General features: G+C 39.7%; 14 protein-coding genes. 1 reads left to right on the top strand and 13 read right to left on the bottom strand.

Translation table 11 applies throughout. The annotated features are described in order from the left end of the window. The 12 genes from dagF to P3R27_RS01350 form a co-directional block, all read right to left on the bottom strand. Window positions 1-750: a 2-dehydro-3-deoxy-phosphogluconate aldolase gene (gene dagF / locus P3R27_RS01405; RefSeq protein ID WP_034686772.1), complete on the bottom strand. Its 750-nt coding sequence runs from the start codon at window positions 748-750 to the stop codon at window positions 1-3. Window positions 751-755: 5 nt separating this feature from the next. Continuing rightward, window positions 756-1,856 carry a DgaE family pyridoxal phosphate-dependent ammonia lyase gene (locus P3R27_RS01400; RefSeq protein ID WP_034686773.1) on the bottom strand — a complete coding sequence of 367 codons (1,101 nt, stop codon included), beginning with the start codon at window positions 1,854-1,856 and terminating at the stop codon, window positions 756-758. Beyond that, window positions 1,840-2,952 (bottom strand): amidohydrolase/deacetylase family metallohydrolase, encoded by a 1,113-nt coding sequence (locus P3R27_RS01395; protein WP_034686774.1) that lies wholly within the window; start codon window positions 2,950-2,952, stop codon window positions 1,840-1,842. The genes P3R27_RS01400 and P3R27_RS01395 overlap by 17 nt, the downstream gene beginning before the upstream one ends. A gap of 9 nt (window positions 2,953-2,961) precedes the next feature. After that, complete coding sequence (locus tag P3R27_RS01390; protein WP_034686776.1) at window positions 2,962-4,050, bottom strand: DUF871 domain-containing protein; 1,089 nt, start codon at window positions 4,048-4,050, stop codon at window positions 2,962-2,964. Between the two features lie 24 nt (window positions 4,051-4,074). Beyond that, window positions 4,075-5,409, bottom strand: coding sequence for a PTS sugar transporter subunit IIC (locus tag P3R27_RS01385; protein ID WP_034686778.1), 1,335 nt, complete (start codon window positions 5,407-5,409; stop codon window positions 4,075-4,077). 278 nt (window positions 5,410-5,687) lie between these two features. Next, a complete protein-coding gene (locus tag P3R27_RS01380; RefSeq protein ID WP_010734698.1) occupies window positions 5,688-6,389 on the bottom strand; it encodes a GntR family transcriptional regulator in 702 nt (233 codons plus the stop codon). A 289-nt stretch (window positions 6,390-6,678) separates the two neighbouring features. Beyond that, window positions 6,679-8,124 (bottom strand): glycoside hydrolase family 1 protein, encoded by a 1,446-nt coding sequence (locus P3R27_RS01375; RefSeq protein WP_126134266.1) that lies wholly within the window; start codon window positions 8,122-8,124, stop codon window positions 6,679-6,681. 16 nt (window positions 8,125-8,140) lie between these two features. Beyond that, on the bottom strand, window positions 8,141-10,012 hold the full coding sequence (locus tag P3R27_RS01370; RefSeq protein ID WP_034686786.1) for a beta-glucoside-specific PTS transporter subunit IIABC: 1,872 nt from the start codon (window positions 10,010-10,012) through the stop codon (window positions 8,141-8,143). Between the two features lie 117 nt (window positions 10,013-10,129). Next, the gene (gene licT / locus P3R27_RS01365) at window positions 10,130-10,978 is read right to left on the bottom strand and encodes a BglG family transcription antiterminator LicT (RefSeq protein WP_034686789.1); all 849 of its coding nucleotides are present in this window, start codon (window positions 10,976-10,978) and stop codon (window positions 10,130-10,132) included. A 593-nt stretch (window positions 10,979-11,571) separates the two neighbouring features. Further along, entirely contained in the window at window positions 11,572-12,285 is a 714-nt protein-coding gene (locus P3R27_RS01360; protein WP_034686792.1) for a class A sortase, read from the bottom strand. A gap of 28 nt (window positions 12,286-12,313) precedes the next feature. Next, window positions 12,314-12,643 (bottom strand): nucleotide pyrophosphohydrolase, encoded by a 330-nt coding sequence (locus P3R27_RS01355; protein ID WP_034686794.1) that lies wholly within the window; start codon window positions 12,641-12,643, stop codon window positions 12,314-12,316. A gap of 301 nt (window positions 12,644-12,944) precedes the next feature. Beyond that, entirely contained in the window at window positions 12,945-14,138 is a 1,194-nt protein-coding gene (locus P3R27_RS01350) for an MFS transporter (protein WP_301356840.1), read from the bottom strand. Between the two features lie 240 nt (window positions 14,139-14,378). Here P3R27_RS01350 and P3R27_RS01345 point away from each other — a divergent pair, with 240 nt between their 5' ends. Beyond that, the gene (locus P3R27_RS01345) at window positions 14,379-15,095 is read left to right on the top strand and encodes an N-acetylmannosamine-6-phosphate 2-epimerase (RefSeq protein WP_126134267.1); all 717 of its coding nucleotides are present in this window, start codon (window positions 14,379-14,381) and stop codon (window positions 15,093-15,095) included. A 443-nt stretch (window positions 15,096-15,538) separates the two neighbouring features. Here P3R27_RS01345 and P3R27_RS01340 read toward each other — a convergent pair whose 3' ends face one another. After that, window positions 15,539-16,423, bottom strand: a complete 885-nt coding sequence (locus tag P3R27_RS01340) for a diacylglycerol/lipid kinase family protein (protein WP_126134268.1) — start codon at window positions 16,421-16,423, stop codon at window positions 15,539-15,541. Window positions 16,424-16,554: the final 131 nt, after the last annotated feature.

The raw sequence follows: 16,554 nt of genomic DNA, 5'->3' as shown, positions 1-16,554 counted from the left end.
TCACTCACCTGTTCTCACTAATTTTTTCATCATATCCAACAACTGACGGACTTCCTCTGGTCGAGTATCACCTGTCTCTGGATCAATGATCGAACTATAGACGTGAGGGATAATTTTTTTGACTCCTGCATCTAATGCGATCTGAACGATTTCTTCAAAATTCGTCAAATCGATTCCACCCGTTGGCTCTAAATAAAAATCAAACGCTGCACAAGCTGCTGCAACAGCTTCATATTCTTTCTTATGCGCTAATCCCTTCATTGGAAAATATTTGATCGAGCTTCCACCCATATCCTGTAACAAACGAATGGCTGTTTCGATCGGTACCATCGCAGCAGGGCCTTGGCTACTTAAAGGACCAGTGGCAAGATTGACGTATCCTTCTTTTCCAGTTGGAGAAACTAAACCATTGACGATCGTGTCTGACTGTCCTAAGACCGCACGAGAAGCGCCAACACCTGTGAAAACTTGGTTGACATGTTGGGGTTGTAATACTTTCGCCAAGCGAGTCACCATCTGGCTTTGCTTTGGATCGCCGGCACCTAAGCCGATCGATAAGGCATTATTTGTTGCTTCTTGGTATTTTTTCATGTCTGTGATAGCTGCATCATCACTTGGATAATTTTTAGACAAAACACCTAGTAAGATATGCCCTTCGGCTTCTTCATAACATTTTTTTGCATTTTCGACAGAATTGGCTAGCACATTCAAACAGATTCTATCTTCAAGATAATTTGGGGTCAATGACATCATGATTACTCCTTTGGTTGTAAGATTTCATTTAAACGTTGGATGATTTGTTCCATCTCTTTTTGCGTCACTGAGCGAATATCGAACTCAATGATCCCATTGTTCGCTTGGTACTCTCTGGTATAAATGACTGGGGCTTTTGCTTTTAGCTGCTCGATGATCGTCCTGGCAGAGCCTGTAACGACTTGGATACTGGCACGATAGATTTCTCGCCCAGCAGGATCTTGGACGACTTTAGCCCTGATACCTGGCAACTTTTCAAGTGCTTCGACAAATGGCTGAACTCTTTTTTTCATCGATTCACCTGATTCGCTACCATGTATCAAATAATCGTCGACTGCTTGGACAAATCCTAAAACATTTTCTTTGCCGATCTTCATCGATCGACCAATGCCTTGTGATTGCAGACGAACCCAAGAAACGAACGGATCTTTACCAATCACCATCCCTGCACTTGGACCTTCAATCGCTTTGGCACCTGAATAGATCACTAGATCAGCGCCTAATGCGGTATATTTAAGTAAGTCTTCTTCGGCTGCTGCATCAACGATCAAAGGCAGTTCGTAGTGATTAGCCACTGTTACCGCTTCTGCCACCTCCAACATACTTTTCTGTACGGTATGATGACTTTTGATGTACAAAATACCTGCTGTTTGCTCGGTGATCATCGCCTCGATGTGGTTGGGTGTACATTGGTTGGCATACCCTGCCTCAATGACATGCCCTCCTCCTTGTTGGATCATTAATTCCACTGGCACACCATAATCGACATTATGACCTTTAGGTAAAATGATTTCTCTGCGTTTGATTGTTTCGTCATAAGGGTGATGCACATGGTACATCGATCCTTGACCGATCACCGCAGCAACGGATTGAGCGATTCCAGCAGATGCGGAAGAAACGATTTGAACATCGTCTACTTCTAATTGTTTTGCCAAGTATGCACCGGTTTTCTTCATCAATTCAGCCATTTCAAAAAAATGTTCGCCCCCAAAACGCTGGGCTTCTAACACCGATTCGCTCACGGTGGACACGCCTAAGACCGTCATTCGACCAGAAGCATTGATCACTTCATTCAAGCCAAATTTCTCATGATTCACAGTCATAACTGACACCCCCAATAATAACGCTTACAGGAATAATTTGCTGTGTGGTCGTTCGTATATTGCCATTCGAGTCCGTCAATTGTTTTTCTTGATCGAGAAACTTATAAATCGTAAAGTCTGCATCAAAGCCTTCTTTGATATTGCCTTTTGTCGCTAGGTTGAACTGTCTCGCTGGTGCGCTGGTCACTTTTTCAAGAATTTCTTGCCAAGAATAACCGATAACGTAGAGTTTCTCCATCGTCGTTGCTAAATCATATACCGGACCATTTTTACGATTTCTGATATAGATATCTGTGCTGATCGAATCGGTTTTGATTCCCGCATGGAGCGCAGTTTCTGCCACGTCAAAGTTGAAACTATCAGTCCCATGACCGATGTCGAACACCACACCATCAGCAATGGCTTGTTTGACGAAGGATTTGATTTCATTGGTCACTGGATCAATGATGCCATTAGGCTTTCCATTGAAACAATGGGTCATCACATCATTCTTTCCCATCTGCGCTAAAATTTCATCTAAACGTGGAGGCGCAGAACCGATATGGACCATTAGTGGTAATCCAGCATTTTGCTTTTGGATTTCTTTTGCTAACTTTAAAGGCGTAATCCCATTTTTACCCACGACTGTTTTACTCATCCGAGCTTTTAACCCTACAATAAAATCAGGCAATTCTGTTAGTTTTTGATGAACCAGATCCGTTTGGATTTTTGATAAATCTGCCAACTCATCTTGTTCCACAATCCCCCATTTTGAAATATTCAATAAAGCAAAAACATTTGTCTTTGCTTGCTTTGCATGTTCATAAAATGTGTGGATATTTTCCGCACCTGTCGTTCCAGCATCAATGACCGTTGTTACCCCTTTATCTACACCAATTTCATCGGGATAGTCGTAATATAATGTCATTTCTTCAAAACAATGGACATGATCATCGATCCACCCTGCGGAGAGATACTGTTCATCTGAAAGTACCAGTTCTTGTTTCCCAGATTCTTCGATGTGCTTACTGATCAAGACAATCTTACCGTTCTTCACAGCGATATCAACAGGTTCTTTGCCTAACTCCTGACCTTTTCTTATAATTAAATCAAACATGACAAACGCCTACTTTTCTTTAAATTTGAATTTTGACCAAGGGTGGACGAAAGATAGTAACAGTTGTTCATCCGCAACAATGGCACCCACTTTATTTTTTCTTGGATCTTGATGTGGCGTTAATACGATCTGTAACTCATTCTTATATTTCCCAAAGCAATCATTTCCAATGACGACATCTCCCACTTGAAACATTTCTTCATTGTCATGGGGAGGATTAGCATCTGCTTGATACATTTTTCTCACTTCTGTCGAACGGATCACTTGCGACGTGATATCCCCTCTGCGAACGTGTTGCTCGTTCAAAACAATTCCTCGTTCGACTTCATGGGTCTGAGGAAGAAACTCAATAGCAAAAACAGTTTGGTATCGATCAACTGCACCTAATGCTTGCAACTCTTCTTCCGAAGCATACGCATTGCCGATAATGACATCATCAATAAGGTTAGTCGCAAATAAATGTTTAGCCGCTGGAACGACGCCTAACTGGCGATGCATTTCCAATGTTGGCAAGCCATCGTTTACATCCCAAGGACCGATTGTGCCCGTTTGAGAAGTAATAAAAGCGGCAGTACGGATGCCTTGGCGTTTAAATCGGCGACTGCATGTTTCAAAAAATTCATAAGGAAGTCCAGTTCCTGCTTGAGGATAAAAATTATGACACCCGTATAAAAACGGGGTATTCGCTTGATGGCTCAAAATATTTTCTAAATAAGCCACATCATTACTCATATTCAATTCAATTGCTAACTGGTAAGGATTGTAAGTCAGTAGCGCTTCTTTTCTGCCATCAAATCCTAAATCTAAACGAATCCCATCTGCACCTAGTTCATGAAAAAAACTCATGTCATCATATGAAATATTCAACTGTTCGAAAATCGATGGTGCGACATCTAAAATCGTTTCAAACCCAAGTGATGAAGCATATTCGATCAATTGCTGAAATTTCTGTTTGATTTGTTCTGTTTCCTCAGTCACTTCTAACATGCTCATAAAAATTCGAGTAAACCCATATTTATGTGCCATTTCGAGATAAGCACGATCTTCTTGCGGATTGCTGTGATCAGGATAAAGAGAGATTCCTAGTGAACGTTTCATATTAACTCCTGCTTTCTTTTCTATTTACTCGTTCGTGATACCATCTGTGATCTGGACAGAGGCTTGTTCTGCTTGTTCTTCTTCTCTCTCCTGTGCCAGCTGTTGTTTTTCAAATACTTTGAAGAATGGATAATAGATCGCCAAAGTGATAAAGAAGTTGAACACGACTAAGACACCCGCAGCGACACTCCAATTGGTACTCATCCAAGCCGCAAGTGGCGCTGGTATCGCGAAAGGCAACCGTGCGACCATCATTGGCACTAAACCACTTACCGTAAGGACATAAGAAATCGTTGTCGTTACTAAGGGTGCGACAATAAATGGGATACCCAATACTGGATTCATGACGATTGGTGCCCCAAAAATCATTGGTTCATTGATATTGAACAAACCAGGAAGGATCGACAGACGTCCTAAGCTTTTCAGATACTTGGATTTGGAGAACATGAACAGTACGACTAATGCAAGTGTCGTACCTGCCCCACCGATCCAGACAAACCATTGTAAAAATTGTTCTGTAAAGATATTTGGCATATCATGTGCATTGGTTCCTGCATTGAATGCGTCAATATTTTCAGCAATCGAGATATCCCAAAACGGACGAATCACCGGTCCCATGATAGCTGGTCCATGAATCCCTAATACCCAGAAGAAACAAATCAAGAAAACCGTAAGTAGTCCACCAAATAAACTGTTCCCTGCTAACACGCCTTTAAGTGGCATCAACAATTGACTCAAGAAACCATTCAAGTCAAAGCCAAGCAAATGTCGGATGACCCAAAAGAAAATCAAGATCACTGCTCCTGGGATCAATGCGACAAAAGAATTCGTCACTTCTGGCGGCACACCATCTGGCATTTTTATCGTGATTTTCTTTTCAATAAAGAAACGATAGATCTCAACAGACAAAATTGCTGTTACGATTGCCCCAAATAAAGAACCTGAACCAAGATTCGCAATATTGATATAGCGTCCAGCGGTTATTCCTTCAAGATCTTCCAACACTTGAGTTGGTGGCGCAGCTACGATCAGAAAGGACATCAAGGCTAAAATACCGGCAGTTAATGAATCTAAACGATAGCTCTTTGCTAATGAAGAGGCAATCCCAAATGTGGCATATAAAGCTAAGATCCCCACTGTATATCGAAATGGGATATCTAAAATTGCACGATATGGTTCAATGACTGCCGCGACCGACGCAATCGGGATGTTCAATAATATCGTAAAAAATGAACCAACGATCGTTAATGGCATCGTCGCAATGATTCCTTTTCGAATCGCTGTCATGTGACGCTGTGTACCAATCCGATTCGCAACAGGCATGATTTTTTGTTCGATCAACCCTACAAATTTATCCATTTGTTATTCCCCCTTACCAAAACATTATAATGTTTAAATAAAAGATAACATATTAATGATATAATGTAAACATTTTCATTAAAATATATGATTATTCTGACAAAAAGAGACTGAGACAATCGGCCTCTCCCACCTCCTGAAACCGAATAAACGGCGGGAACAGAAGTAACCTCTTCGAGAAACAAGGCGCCATCCACAAAAATTTGAAGAACAATTTTCATGGATGACGCCTTGTTTCTCGAGGCTACACACTTCTGCCCCGACCTCATTGCGATTGTCTATGTTTCGTAGTTGATATGATAAGGATGTAGATCCGTATGATAAATTGCCTCTGAATACTCGACCACTTCTCGATCTTCCGTCGTTGATCGACGTACACGCTTGATACCGATTTCTGAAGTCGTCTTTAATAGTGCTTTTTCTTCATCTGTTAAAAACGTGGCAGAAAAGTCATCTGAAAAAGAGTCGATAATGTGATTATTCTGTGTGAGCAACCGATATAAAGATTCTTTATCAAATTCTTTTTGTTTCATTTTATTCATGTCTTTTGGTAAATAGTGAACAAAATAGATATATGGTTGGTCATTTAAATAATACAAACGCTTGAAGCATACCGCAGCTGAACCAAACATCGAATATAATGGATGATCTTTTTTGATACTGATTTTTTCTAAACCAATCGTTTCTTTGCGAACCTCGTATTGGGAATCTTTTAAGATCTGAGTAAAACTTTCGGCTTTAGATAAACGATTGTAAGGACGATTGCTTAATACTGTCGTTCCCCGACCACTTTTCTTTTCGACATATTCATCTGTGGCTAATAACTCGATAGCTTTTCGCACAGTGATTTTACTCACTTGGAACAATTCTTCTAACTCATTTTCAGTCGGTAGCATACTCCCCACCGGATACTTTCCTGAAAAAATATCCTCTTTGATCTTGTCTGCTACTTCTAAATATAATACACGCGTTCTTTTCATAGCTTCACCTTTCACCTTTATGTTAGTAAGAGAATAACATAAATAAACAAAAAAAAGAATAGAAATATTGATAATTGGTCTACCTATGTACAAATAATAAGCTTAGATATAACAAAACATCTAAGCTTATTACCCTACTTTTTTCGTACCTTTGTTATACCCTTGTTTTAATAACATAATTACTGATTATAAAAACAAGGAGAATTTTATCAGAAATTTCAAACAATCATTAAATTTGTAAGGACTTTTGTGGTGAAAGGCCTTTCTACAAAAATGGCCCAGTCGTTATTTATCCTAATTCTTCGCCGTTCGTTTTAATGACTGCCTTGTACCAGTCAAAAGATTTTTTCTTGGTACGTGCTAAAGTCCCATTCCCTTCATCATCAAGGTCGACATAAATAAATCCATAGCGTTTACTCATTTCTCCTGTAGATGCGCTAACTAAATCGATACAGCCCCATGGTGTGTAGCCCATCAAATCGACCCCATCAGCAACTGCATCAGCCATTGCTTCGATATGACGACGCAAGTAATCGATACGATAATCATCATTGATTGAGCCATCTTCTTCCACTTTATCGATCGCACCCAGGCCATTTTCAACAATAAACAGTGGTTTTTCATAGCGGTTATATAATTCATTCAACGCCACGCGCAATCCTTCAGGGTCGATTTGCCAGCCCCACTCACTTGCTTCAAGGAATGGATTCTTCACGCCGCCTAGTAGGTTTCCATTCGATGTATCGGCATCTGGATTGATTTCATCGATAGCTGATGACATATAGTAACTAAACCCGATATAATCCACTGGATACTCTTTTAATAATTGGAAATCTTCTTCTGTTTGTTCTAGTTTTGCTGCGTCAACTCCATATTTCTTATACGTACGTGCTGTATAGGCTGGATATTCGCCACGAACTTGCACATCTGTACAGAAGAAGTTGAACTCTTGATTTTGGATCAATGTAGCCACTTGATTGATCGGATTTGCATCAATACTATAGGTCGTTGCATAAATGATCATACAGCCTACTTGGATATCCGAGCGCAACTCATGTGCGATCTTCACCGCTTTGCTGCTAGCGACAAACTGATTATGCCATGCTTGAAAAATATTTTGGTAATCACTTGCGCCATTGCTTTTGACCAATCCTTGACTCAATGCTGGGAAATGGAAAGCTGAATTGATCTCATTGAACGTCATCCAATACTTCACTTTGCTGCTGTAACGTTCTAACACTGTACGAGCAAAACGTTCATAAAACTCAATCAACTGACGGTTTTTCCACCCACCGTATTCTTTTGCTAAGTGTAATGGCATTTCATAATGAGAAATCGTAATGACTGGCTCGATGTCATAGCTCAAGCACGTATCGATCAGTTCATCATAAAAAGCTAAGCCCGCTTCATTTGGTGTTTGCTCATCACCTTGAGGGAAAATTCGTGTCCAAGCAATGGAGAAACGATAACTTTTAAAGCCCATTTCTGCAAATAAAGCAATATCTTCTTTGAAGTGATCGTAATGTTCGATTCCACGATGATTGGGGTAAAGGTATTTCTCCTCATCGATCGTCCAATCAAATTCTTCACTCCCGATGATTGCAAAACGTTGTTTACCACCAGGCATAGCATCGGCGACAGATAAGCCTTTCCCATCGCGGTCGAAAGCACCTTCTAATTGATTGGCAGCTGTTGCGCCACCCCATAAAAAGTCTTTTTTGAATCGTGCTGTCATGTTTGTTTTCCTCCTTTTATTTTACAATTGCCAGAAAATCTTCATTAGCAATAATTTCTTGTTGATCAAGTTCTAACACATCTGCAAATTGATCGGTATTCGTTACGATCACAGGAGTGACCACGCTATAGCCTGCTGCTTTTATTTTCTCAATATCAAAGCGGACAAGCAAGTCACCTGCTTTTACTTTGTCTCCTTGTTTGACAAATGTTGCAAATCCTTCACCATTTAATTCGACAGTATCCATTCCGATATGCATCAAAATCTCTACACCATCTGTGGTTGTCAAACCAACTGCATGACCTGTTGGGAAAATCGTCGTGATTTCGCCATCTGCCGGAGCAACTAATTCACCCTTCTCAGGATCAATCGCAATCCCTTTTCCCATTGCTCCAGAAGAGAAGACTTTATCTGGTACTTCTGTCAGTGGTAAGACTTTTCCAGTCAATGGACTTTTCAAATTGTGACGTGCTGTGCTGATCGTATCCCCTGTGGTAGTTTCTGTTGCTTCTAATTTTTCATCTTGTACTTCTTCATCAAAACCAATCAAGTAAGTACCGACAAAACCAAGAACAAAAGCAACTGCTGTACCGATGATCGCCATGATTACACTTGATTCCAGTGCTGGATCGGTACTGATAAATGTTGGGATGGTCAGTAAACTGATCAAACCACTAGAGAATGCTTTTACGCCAGCAAACCCGATGATGCCTCCACCGATCCCACCGGAAATACAGGCAACGATAAATGGTTTTTTCAAAGGTAAAGTCACACCGTAAACAGTCGGTTCAGTGATTCCAAAGAACGAAGTAATCATTGAAGAAATTCCTAATGAGCGTAATTTTGAATCTTTCGTACGTAAAGCCACACCTAATGCTGCACCACCTTGTGCCAATATTGCTGGTAAAAGCATTGGCATCAAAACATCAAAGCCATATTGTTCGATATTCAAGAAGATGATTGGCACAAAGCCCCAGTGCATCCCGAACATAACCAACACTTGCCACATGCTACCCATGATGACTCCAGCAACTAATGGACTAAAGCTATAAATCGAATTGAACAACCCACCTAAGGCATTACCGATAACGGTTCCAATTGGCCCTAATACTAAGAAAGTCAAAGGCACCATAACTAACAAGACAATCATTGGCACAAAAATCATTTGTAAAAATTGTGGAATAACTTTCTTCACAAGTGGCTCAAACTTACTTTGTACCCAAACGGCTAAGATGATTGGAATAACAGAAGAAGTATAGCCTGATTGAGACAAGATCACTGGTAGACCAAAAAAGTCTACTGCCGATCCTGAACCTGCTAACTGTGTGATTGCTGGATAGACTAGCGCCATAGCGATCGCTACCGATAAAAACTGATTAGTCTTGAATTTCTTTGCAGCTGTAAAAGCTAGCATCACTGGTAGGAAAGTAAAGACCCCGTCTGCTGCTGCAAACAAGATTTGATAAGCTCCGCTATCAGCTGTCAACCAACCTAGTACTGATGCAAGGGATAAGAAACCTTTCAATATCCCCGCAGCTGCCATTGCACCTAAAAACGGTGTGAAAATACTTGAAATAATATCGATCAAGCGATTTAGAGGGTTTTTACTTGTATCCTCACTATCCGCTCCTGCACCTTCTCCTAACCCTTGCTCATCAACAATCGCCTGGTAGACATCCGACACATTACTGCCGATAACGACTTGATACTGGCCGCCACTTTGAACGACTTGGATGACATCGGGGTCATTTTTTAATTTCTGCGTATCGGCAATCGATTCATCTTTCAATTTGAAACGTAATCTTGTCGCACAATGCACTAAACTATTGACATTTTTTTCTCCACCTACGGCTTCCCAGACTCTCCGTCCTACTGCTTGATTATCCATATTCTTTCCTTCTTTCTTTTTGATAAAATAAAAAACCTAGATTGAAAAAACGGTCACGTGATTAGACGTGTCCATATTTTCAATCTAGGTTTTGCCTGCTTGATCCAGTAACAATCCTTATGATTGGGTTTGTTTTTCTGTTACTACACGTTGGATGTGGATCGTCAGGTAGATTTGTTCCCCTGGTCCCATCTCTTTTTGTTGCGTTTGTACAAGATACTCATTGATCCGTTCCACACAGCGAAACGCTTTTGGATATTTTCCTTGGACAAGCGCATAAAGAAATTCATCTTTCTCATCTGAAGCTTCATCTTTTAAGTATCGTTGTGTGAAAAATTGTAAATGTGTGATGATCCGTTGATAATTCAAGGAATCTTCGTCAAAGGCGATGCCGAAAAATTTACTGATGATACTTAGGATATCTCGCACCATTTTCGTTGCCGCCATCGTTACTTGCATGTCGCCATTTCCTTGCTCACTATTGACGAAATGAAAGGCTATGAAGCCTGCTTCATCCATTGGTAAGGTCACACCGAGCTTTTCTTCAACAAGTTGAAGGGCTTGTTTGGCTGCTCGATATTCTTTAGGATAAAACTTTTTTGTTTCAAATAATAAAGGATTCGGTAATTCGATGTTTTCCTTTGCTCGACTGATCGCATAATGGATATGGTCGGTCAGTGTCAAATAGATGTTTGGCGATAATTGGATGTTTAATTGTTCTTCGGCAAGGTCGACGATCTGCTTCACAAGCTCGACCTCTTCTAATGGGACATCTGCCATCAATTGTTGGAACTGATGCGTAGTAAAAGAATCTTTTAGCACAAATTCTTTTTGGATCGATTCTTCAGAGATCGTATCGCCTGATTTTTTTTGAAAAGCAAGACCTTTTCCCATGCAGATGATTTCTTCGCCTAATTCATTTTTTGAGATGACGACATTATTATTCAAAACTTTTTCTATGACCATCTACATCGACCTCCCAACTAAAAAATAAAAAAACCTAGAATCCGCCCGTAATTACTAGCTGAATTCTGGTTTTGCCTGCCGAACAGTAACAATCCATTGCTTAACTACATTTACTATATCACTGTTACATTCGCTATGCAACCCTTTTCATCGTTTTTATTTTTTCAAAAGGAGAAGAACTTTTAGTATTTTGTAACACTGAATCCAATATACATGCGATGAGAGTAACAAAAAAGGATGAAAATGAACGAGCCATTTCTATCCTTTTTTCTCTATTGTGATGTTGATGATCAGAATATGAAAAGCTTTGTTCTATCATACTGCTTAGATTAGAACGTTTTTCTCACAACCACCATAAACGGTGTTCAAGAAGCAACACTTCGATCATAAGCCAAAAAAATCAAAAATGAAAAAGCCATTTTCAATTTTTCTGTCTTATGCCTTAGTGCTAATCGCTGCTTTCACAACCTTGACAAATGGTGTTCAAAAGCCAACTCCTACGATAATAAGGGCCTCCCTGAGAAAATATAGAAAACTATTTTCTCAGGGAGGCCCTTATTACTTGGAGCTGAACGGCTTTTTCACAACCTCTTCTAAAACGTTCTCGTTGGCATGTCAAAGGCATTTTTCATTTCTTGGGTGGCTTCTTTCATTGGTGTGATGCTTTCGAGTTCTCCTTGGACGACTAGGCGTGTAATGGCGTCCATATCCCCACAAGTGATCAAGGTGATCAATTCTTTTCCTTCTTCGATGTTCAATAATTCTGTTGCCGAAGGGGCGACTTTTTCTTTGAATGTCGCTTTGTACGTGTAGACGTTTTCCAAATCGACGATATAGATTTTATCACCTAAGTTTAGATTTTCTAACGGAGTAAAAAGTAATTCGGGATTGTTGGCACGGTGACTTGCTAAGGCATAGTTTCCTTTCCCCATTTCTTGATCTGGATCCAATGTTCCGGCACCGTACAATAAGTTTGCATTATCCAACCCTCTAAAAATCGGTAAATTGATCGAGACGGAAGGGACGGCGATACTTCCAATGACTGGTAGCTCCGGTCGATTCAATTGGGCTCTTAACACCGCTTCTGAACTCATTGATTCAACTGAATCAAAGTCAAAGTTTGCCTCTTTTTGATTATTTTTGACAATATCATCACGAGTCACATTAGAAATAGCGTACGCATCTCCCGTATTTTTAACAAAAAAATCTTTGATCTGTTCATTAAAGATCAAGGCTAATCCTACTATTAATAGTAGAAACAATAAAAAATTGACCAGCCACTTTTTGACTCTTCCTTTTTTTTTCATGTATCTTCCTCCACTCTTGCACTATCTATCATAGCTCCGTATATTTTACTTTGTTGTTTTTACTTTTTTCTACTGGATATTTCTGATTGTTTTTTTCTAATTTTTCCTCAATCATCGTATCGATATCTAAATTTAGATTGTCGGCCATCATATAAGAGTATATCAACACATCTGCTAGTTCTTCTTTGATTCGTTCAAGCTGAGTGGTTGTCACTTCTTCTGGTTGCTTCCATTGGAATAACTCTAATAATTCTGAAGCTTCTAAAGAAATCGAAATTGCTAAATCTTTTTCATTATGAAATTGTCGCCAATTGCGATCATCTCTAAACTGATTGATTTTTTCCATGCTTTTTTCCATTGATCTTCTCCTAATTTTAAATCAAGTCACATTAATCATACCATGTTTAGCGAGAAAATAGTTTATACTTATTTTAATAATCTGTTCTATTTTTCAGAAAAAAGAAATATCTTATCGCCGGTTTTCAATCAAGGGAAAGAATCATTTACTTCTCATCCACGCTAAGTTCGTAGTTTGGATTGGTTGGTCGGTGCTTTATGTAAAACTGGGGCTGTGACATTCGTCTTCTCCTACTTAGAACAAACGCTTCTGTCACAGCCTCAATTTAATCATATGTTAGATAATTGCTTTGATCTATTTACTATTGTTGTAAACTTGTTTTCAGATCTCTTACTCCTGATAAAGTCATCAAGACAAGTAAACTGATTAAATAAATTCCACTTAGAAATAGAATAACAGCCGTCAAACTATAATGATCCATTAGAAATCCAATCGCGATCGATGAAAAACCACCGACTGCTCGACCTAGGTTCATGATAAAGTTATTCGCCGTCGCACGGATCTCTGTTGGATACAAACTACTGATAATTGCTCCATACCCACCATACATTCCGTTGATGAAATAACCTACAACTACTGCTGCTGCAATTAAGCTCCATTGACTGTGTGCAAGTACGAGTAAAAAGACAGATAAAGAGGAACAAATCAGGAACAAACCAAATGCGAGGGTTGGACCAACTTTATCCATGATGATCCCAAACGTCATCATCCCTAATGACATCCCCAAAATCGTGCTGATCATCCATAAAGAGGAACCCGATACTGATAGACCTAATTGTGCTTGCATGATTGAAGGCAACCAATTCATCAAGCCGAAATAACCAGCAATCTGTACAGTAACCATCAGACTAAGACCTGTCGTTTGCCATGCCATGCGTTTCGTTTGGAACAAATGACTCAGCTTTGTCTTTTTCCCAGTTTCTTTTGTTTCTTCAAATGCCTCTGGTTCTTTTAGCCCTCTTCGAATAAACAAAACCATCAAGACCGGCAAGACACCGATGACATAAAGCATTTTCCAGCCAAACAAAGGAATGATCACTGCTGCTAAGATGGCGGCCAAAGCTGCACCAACTTGTGCGCCGACTGCAGCTACCGAAGATGCAAGACCAATTTGTTTCTTTGAAAAGCTTTCAGAAATCAATGACATACATGCGCCGTATTCTCCGCCAGCGCCGATTCCTGCGATAAAACGAAACAGATAAACAAGATAAATATTCGATGCAAAATACATGAGTAAAGAAGCAATTGAGAACAAAATGACTGTTTGCGAAAATACTTTGACTCTCCCATATTTATCCGCCATCAATCCAAAAAAAATACCTCCAACGAGCATCCCTAAATTAGTAATCGTTGCAATCAATCCTGCTTGCGTTCCACTAATATTAAAAGTTGCGATCATTGAAGATAATGAAAAAGCTAAAAACATAATGTCCATATTTTCTAAAGCAATACCCGCCGATGTTGATAATAATACCTTTCGTTGATACTTCGTCATTTTTCTTCCCCTTTTCTTTAAATCACCCTAAATTGTTAAAATCATATCCAAAATTCAAGAAAAAATCAAGAACTTTTTCAGTATATATTAAAAAATTTTGATCCTTCTTTTGTAAACGAATGATTTTTCCAATAGAAGGTGCTATGAATAAGGTCCTTTCTCTTTACACGCATGAAAGCGGATGCTATATTTCTTGGTAGAAATGGCTTACTATTGTTTTCAGATTGGAGTTTTTGACAAATGGACAAACAAGAATTTTTAGAGCAAATCAGTCATGGATTGATCGTTTCTTGCCAAGCATTGCCTGGCGAAGTTTTTTATTCAGAAGAAGGTGGCTTGATGCCTTATTTTGCACTAGCTGCAAAGAAAGCTGGCGCAGTCGGTATTCGGGCAAATTCGGTCAGAGATATTTTAGAGATCAAAGAAAAAGTTGATTTACCGATGATCGGTATTATCAAACGGGATTATCCACCTGAAAAACCGTTTATCACTGCAACGATGAAAGAAGTGGATGAATTAGTCGCCACTGGCGTAGAAGTGATCGCACTTGATTGTACCCTGCGTAAACGACACGATGGCTTATCGATCAACGCATTTATTGAACAAATCAAAACAAAATATCCTAATCAATTATTTATGGCAGATATTGCGACCTTTGAAGAAGGAATCAATGCTTATAAAGCCGGGATTGATTTTGTCGGGACGACATTAAGCGGCTATACCGAAGAAAGTGAAGAAACAGAAGGGCCCGATGTGCAGTTGATCAAACGACTTCTTGAAGCAGATGTGTGCGTGATTGCAGAAGGAAAGATCCACACGCCCCAACAAGCCAAGGAAATCCAAGCGTTAGGTGTAGCTGGTATCGTGGTTGGGGGCGCCATTACCCGCCCACAAGAAATCACGCAACGATTTGTTGCTGCGTTAGATGGCGCGAGAGGTCGGGACGGAGGTGTTTAATCCCGAAAAATAAGGTACCATCCTACCATCCACGAAAATTGTTCTGCAAACTTTTATGGATGGCGCCTTATTTCTCGAAAAGATTATTCTGTTCCAGTCGATTATCCGGTTTTAGGTGGTCCTAGAGGGGGGATGCCCCTGACATTCATTATAAATTTCTAATGGACTTCAAGATAAGAGTAGACGAAGAGGGTAAATCATTTGTGAAACAAGTGTTGGTTGATCATAATCAACCAACACTTTGGGACAACTGAGTTTTTTTGAAATAAATGAAAACCATAAAAAATCCTCTTCACAAATTCATCCAAAGTTTACAAAAAAGCGCAAAAAATAAAGGGAGACTCGGTTGATTTGTTTCATCACCGAGTCTCCCTTTTCTATCTTTTATCTTTCATGGTCATGGTTTTAGGTAGTTGGTCAAGTTGATTTTGCTAAATGTGATTCTAACAATAAACGGATAGATGAGACGGTAACACTTGAATCGTTACTGGAAGTTTTGTTCCTTCATCTCCATCGATATTTGTTGCTAGTTCTTCTTTGTCCACTAAAGAAATCACTAACTTCTCTGCTGTCTGATAGGCAAGATTCTCTGTTTCCGCATCGACCCCTTTGATCAAATCAGGCACTGCTTTTAAGGTATCAAAAAATGAGCGGTCTTTTAAATATACAAAATGAAGTTTTCCATCATTGATTTCTGCCTCTGGTAAGAGTGTTTCAAAACCACCGACCGAGTTCGTCAAACCGATCAACAGTGTACTACTTTCGATTTCTTCCTCATCGCCATCAGCTTCCACGCGGAACGTATAGGACTGGGTATTCGTCAATTGTTTGAAGCCCGAAATAAAATAAGCCATCTTTCCTAATTTGGTTTTCTTTTCAGGATCAACGTCATTGATTGCTTCTGGAATCGTTCCAATGGCAACGACGTTCATAAAGTATTGATCATTGATTTTCCCGATATCTAACGGTTTCGTGTGTTCGATCGAGGATTGTTGAATGGCTTCCTCTGGATCAATCGGCATATTTAACGCTCGTGCTAGATCATTCACCGTTCCTAAAGGGAAGAAGCCAAAATTTGGTCGTTCCTCTTGCTCTGCGAGACCACTGATCGCCTCATTGACTGTTCCATCACCGCCCATCGCAAAGACACTATCGACTTTCCCTAGCGCCCCTTCACGAGCAAATTTCGTCGCGTCACCACTTTTTTCAGTATGCAAAACTTGGACTTCATCAAAAAGAGTACGCAATTTATTTTCTGCCATTTCTTCATATTCTTTTGCTTTTTCTCCTCCAGAACTAGGGTTAACGATCAACAACGCTTTTTTCATCCGATTTCTTCCTTTCTTGTTTGTTCTTTCTCTTACAATAACATAAAACAAGAAAATTCTACGAAATGATGCTATTGGGAAAAGCAAGTAAATATCTACCCGTGAAAACGGGTAGCTTTTTAACAGCCCAG

The organism is Enterococcus spodopteracolus (assembly GCF_030441955.1).
Lineage (GTDB): Bacteria > Bacillota > Bacilli > Lactobacillales > Enterococcaceae > Enterococcus_B > Enterococcus_B spodopteracolus.
Note: the sequence above shows the minus strand (reverse complement) of the source record. Positions and strands in the feature narration are given on the sequence as shown.

Coding starts and splice junctions, on each gene's coding strand:
- dagF (WP_034686772.1), bottom strand. CDS start 750: ATGTCATTGACCCCAAATTATCTTGAAGATAGAATCTGTTTGAATGTG.
- P3R27_RS01400 (WP_034686773.1), bottom strand. CDS start 1,856: ATGACTGTGAATCATGAGAAATTTGGCTTGAATGAAGTGATCAATGCT.
- P3R27_RS01395 (WP_034686774.1), bottom strand. CDS start 2,952: ATGTTTGATTTAATTATAAGAAAAGGTCAGGAGTTAGGCAAAGAACCT.
- P3R27_RS01390 (WP_034686776.1), bottom strand. CDS start 4,050: ATGAAACGTTCACTAGGAATCTCTCTTTATCCTGATCACAGCAATCCG.
- P3R27_RS01385 (WP_034686778.1), bottom strand. CDS start 5,409: ATGGATAAATTTGTAGGGTTGATCGAACAAAAAATCATGCCTGTTGCG.
- P3R27_RS01380 (WP_010734698.1), bottom strand. CDS start 6,389: ATGAAAAGAACGCGTGTATTATATTTAGAAGTAGCAGACAAGATCAAA.
- P3R27_RS01375 (WP_126134266.1), bottom strand. CDS start 8,124: ATGACAGCACGATTCAAAAAAGACTTTTTATGGGGTGGCGCAACAGCT.
- P3R27_RS01370 (WP_034686786.1), bottom strand. CDS start 10,012: ATGGATAATCAAGCAGTAGGACGGAGAGTCTGGGAAGCCGTAGGTGGA.
- licT (WP_034686789.1), bottom strand. CDS start 10,978: ATGGTCATAGAAAAAGTTTTGAATAATAATGTCGTCATCTCAAAAAAT.
- P3R27_RS01360 (WP_034686792.1), bottom strand. CDS start 12,285: ATGAAAAAAAAAGGAAGAGTCAAAAAGTGGCTGGTCAATTTTTTATTG.
- P3R27_RS01355 (WP_034686794.1), bottom strand. CDS start 12,643: ATGGAAAAAAGCATGGAAAAAATCAATCAGTTTAGAGATGATCGCAAT.
- P3R27_RS01350 (WP_301356840.1), bottom strand. CDS start 14,138: ATGACGAAGTATCAACGAAAGGTATTATTATCAACATCGGCGGGTATT.
- P3R27_RS01345 (WP_126134267.1), top strand. CDS start 14,379: ATGGACAAACAAGAATTTTTAGAGCAAATCAGTCATGGATTGATCGTT.
- P3R27_RS01340 (WP_126134268.1), bottom strand. CDS start 16,423: ATGAAAAAAGCGTTGTTGATCGTTAACCCTAGTTCTGGAGGAGAAAAA.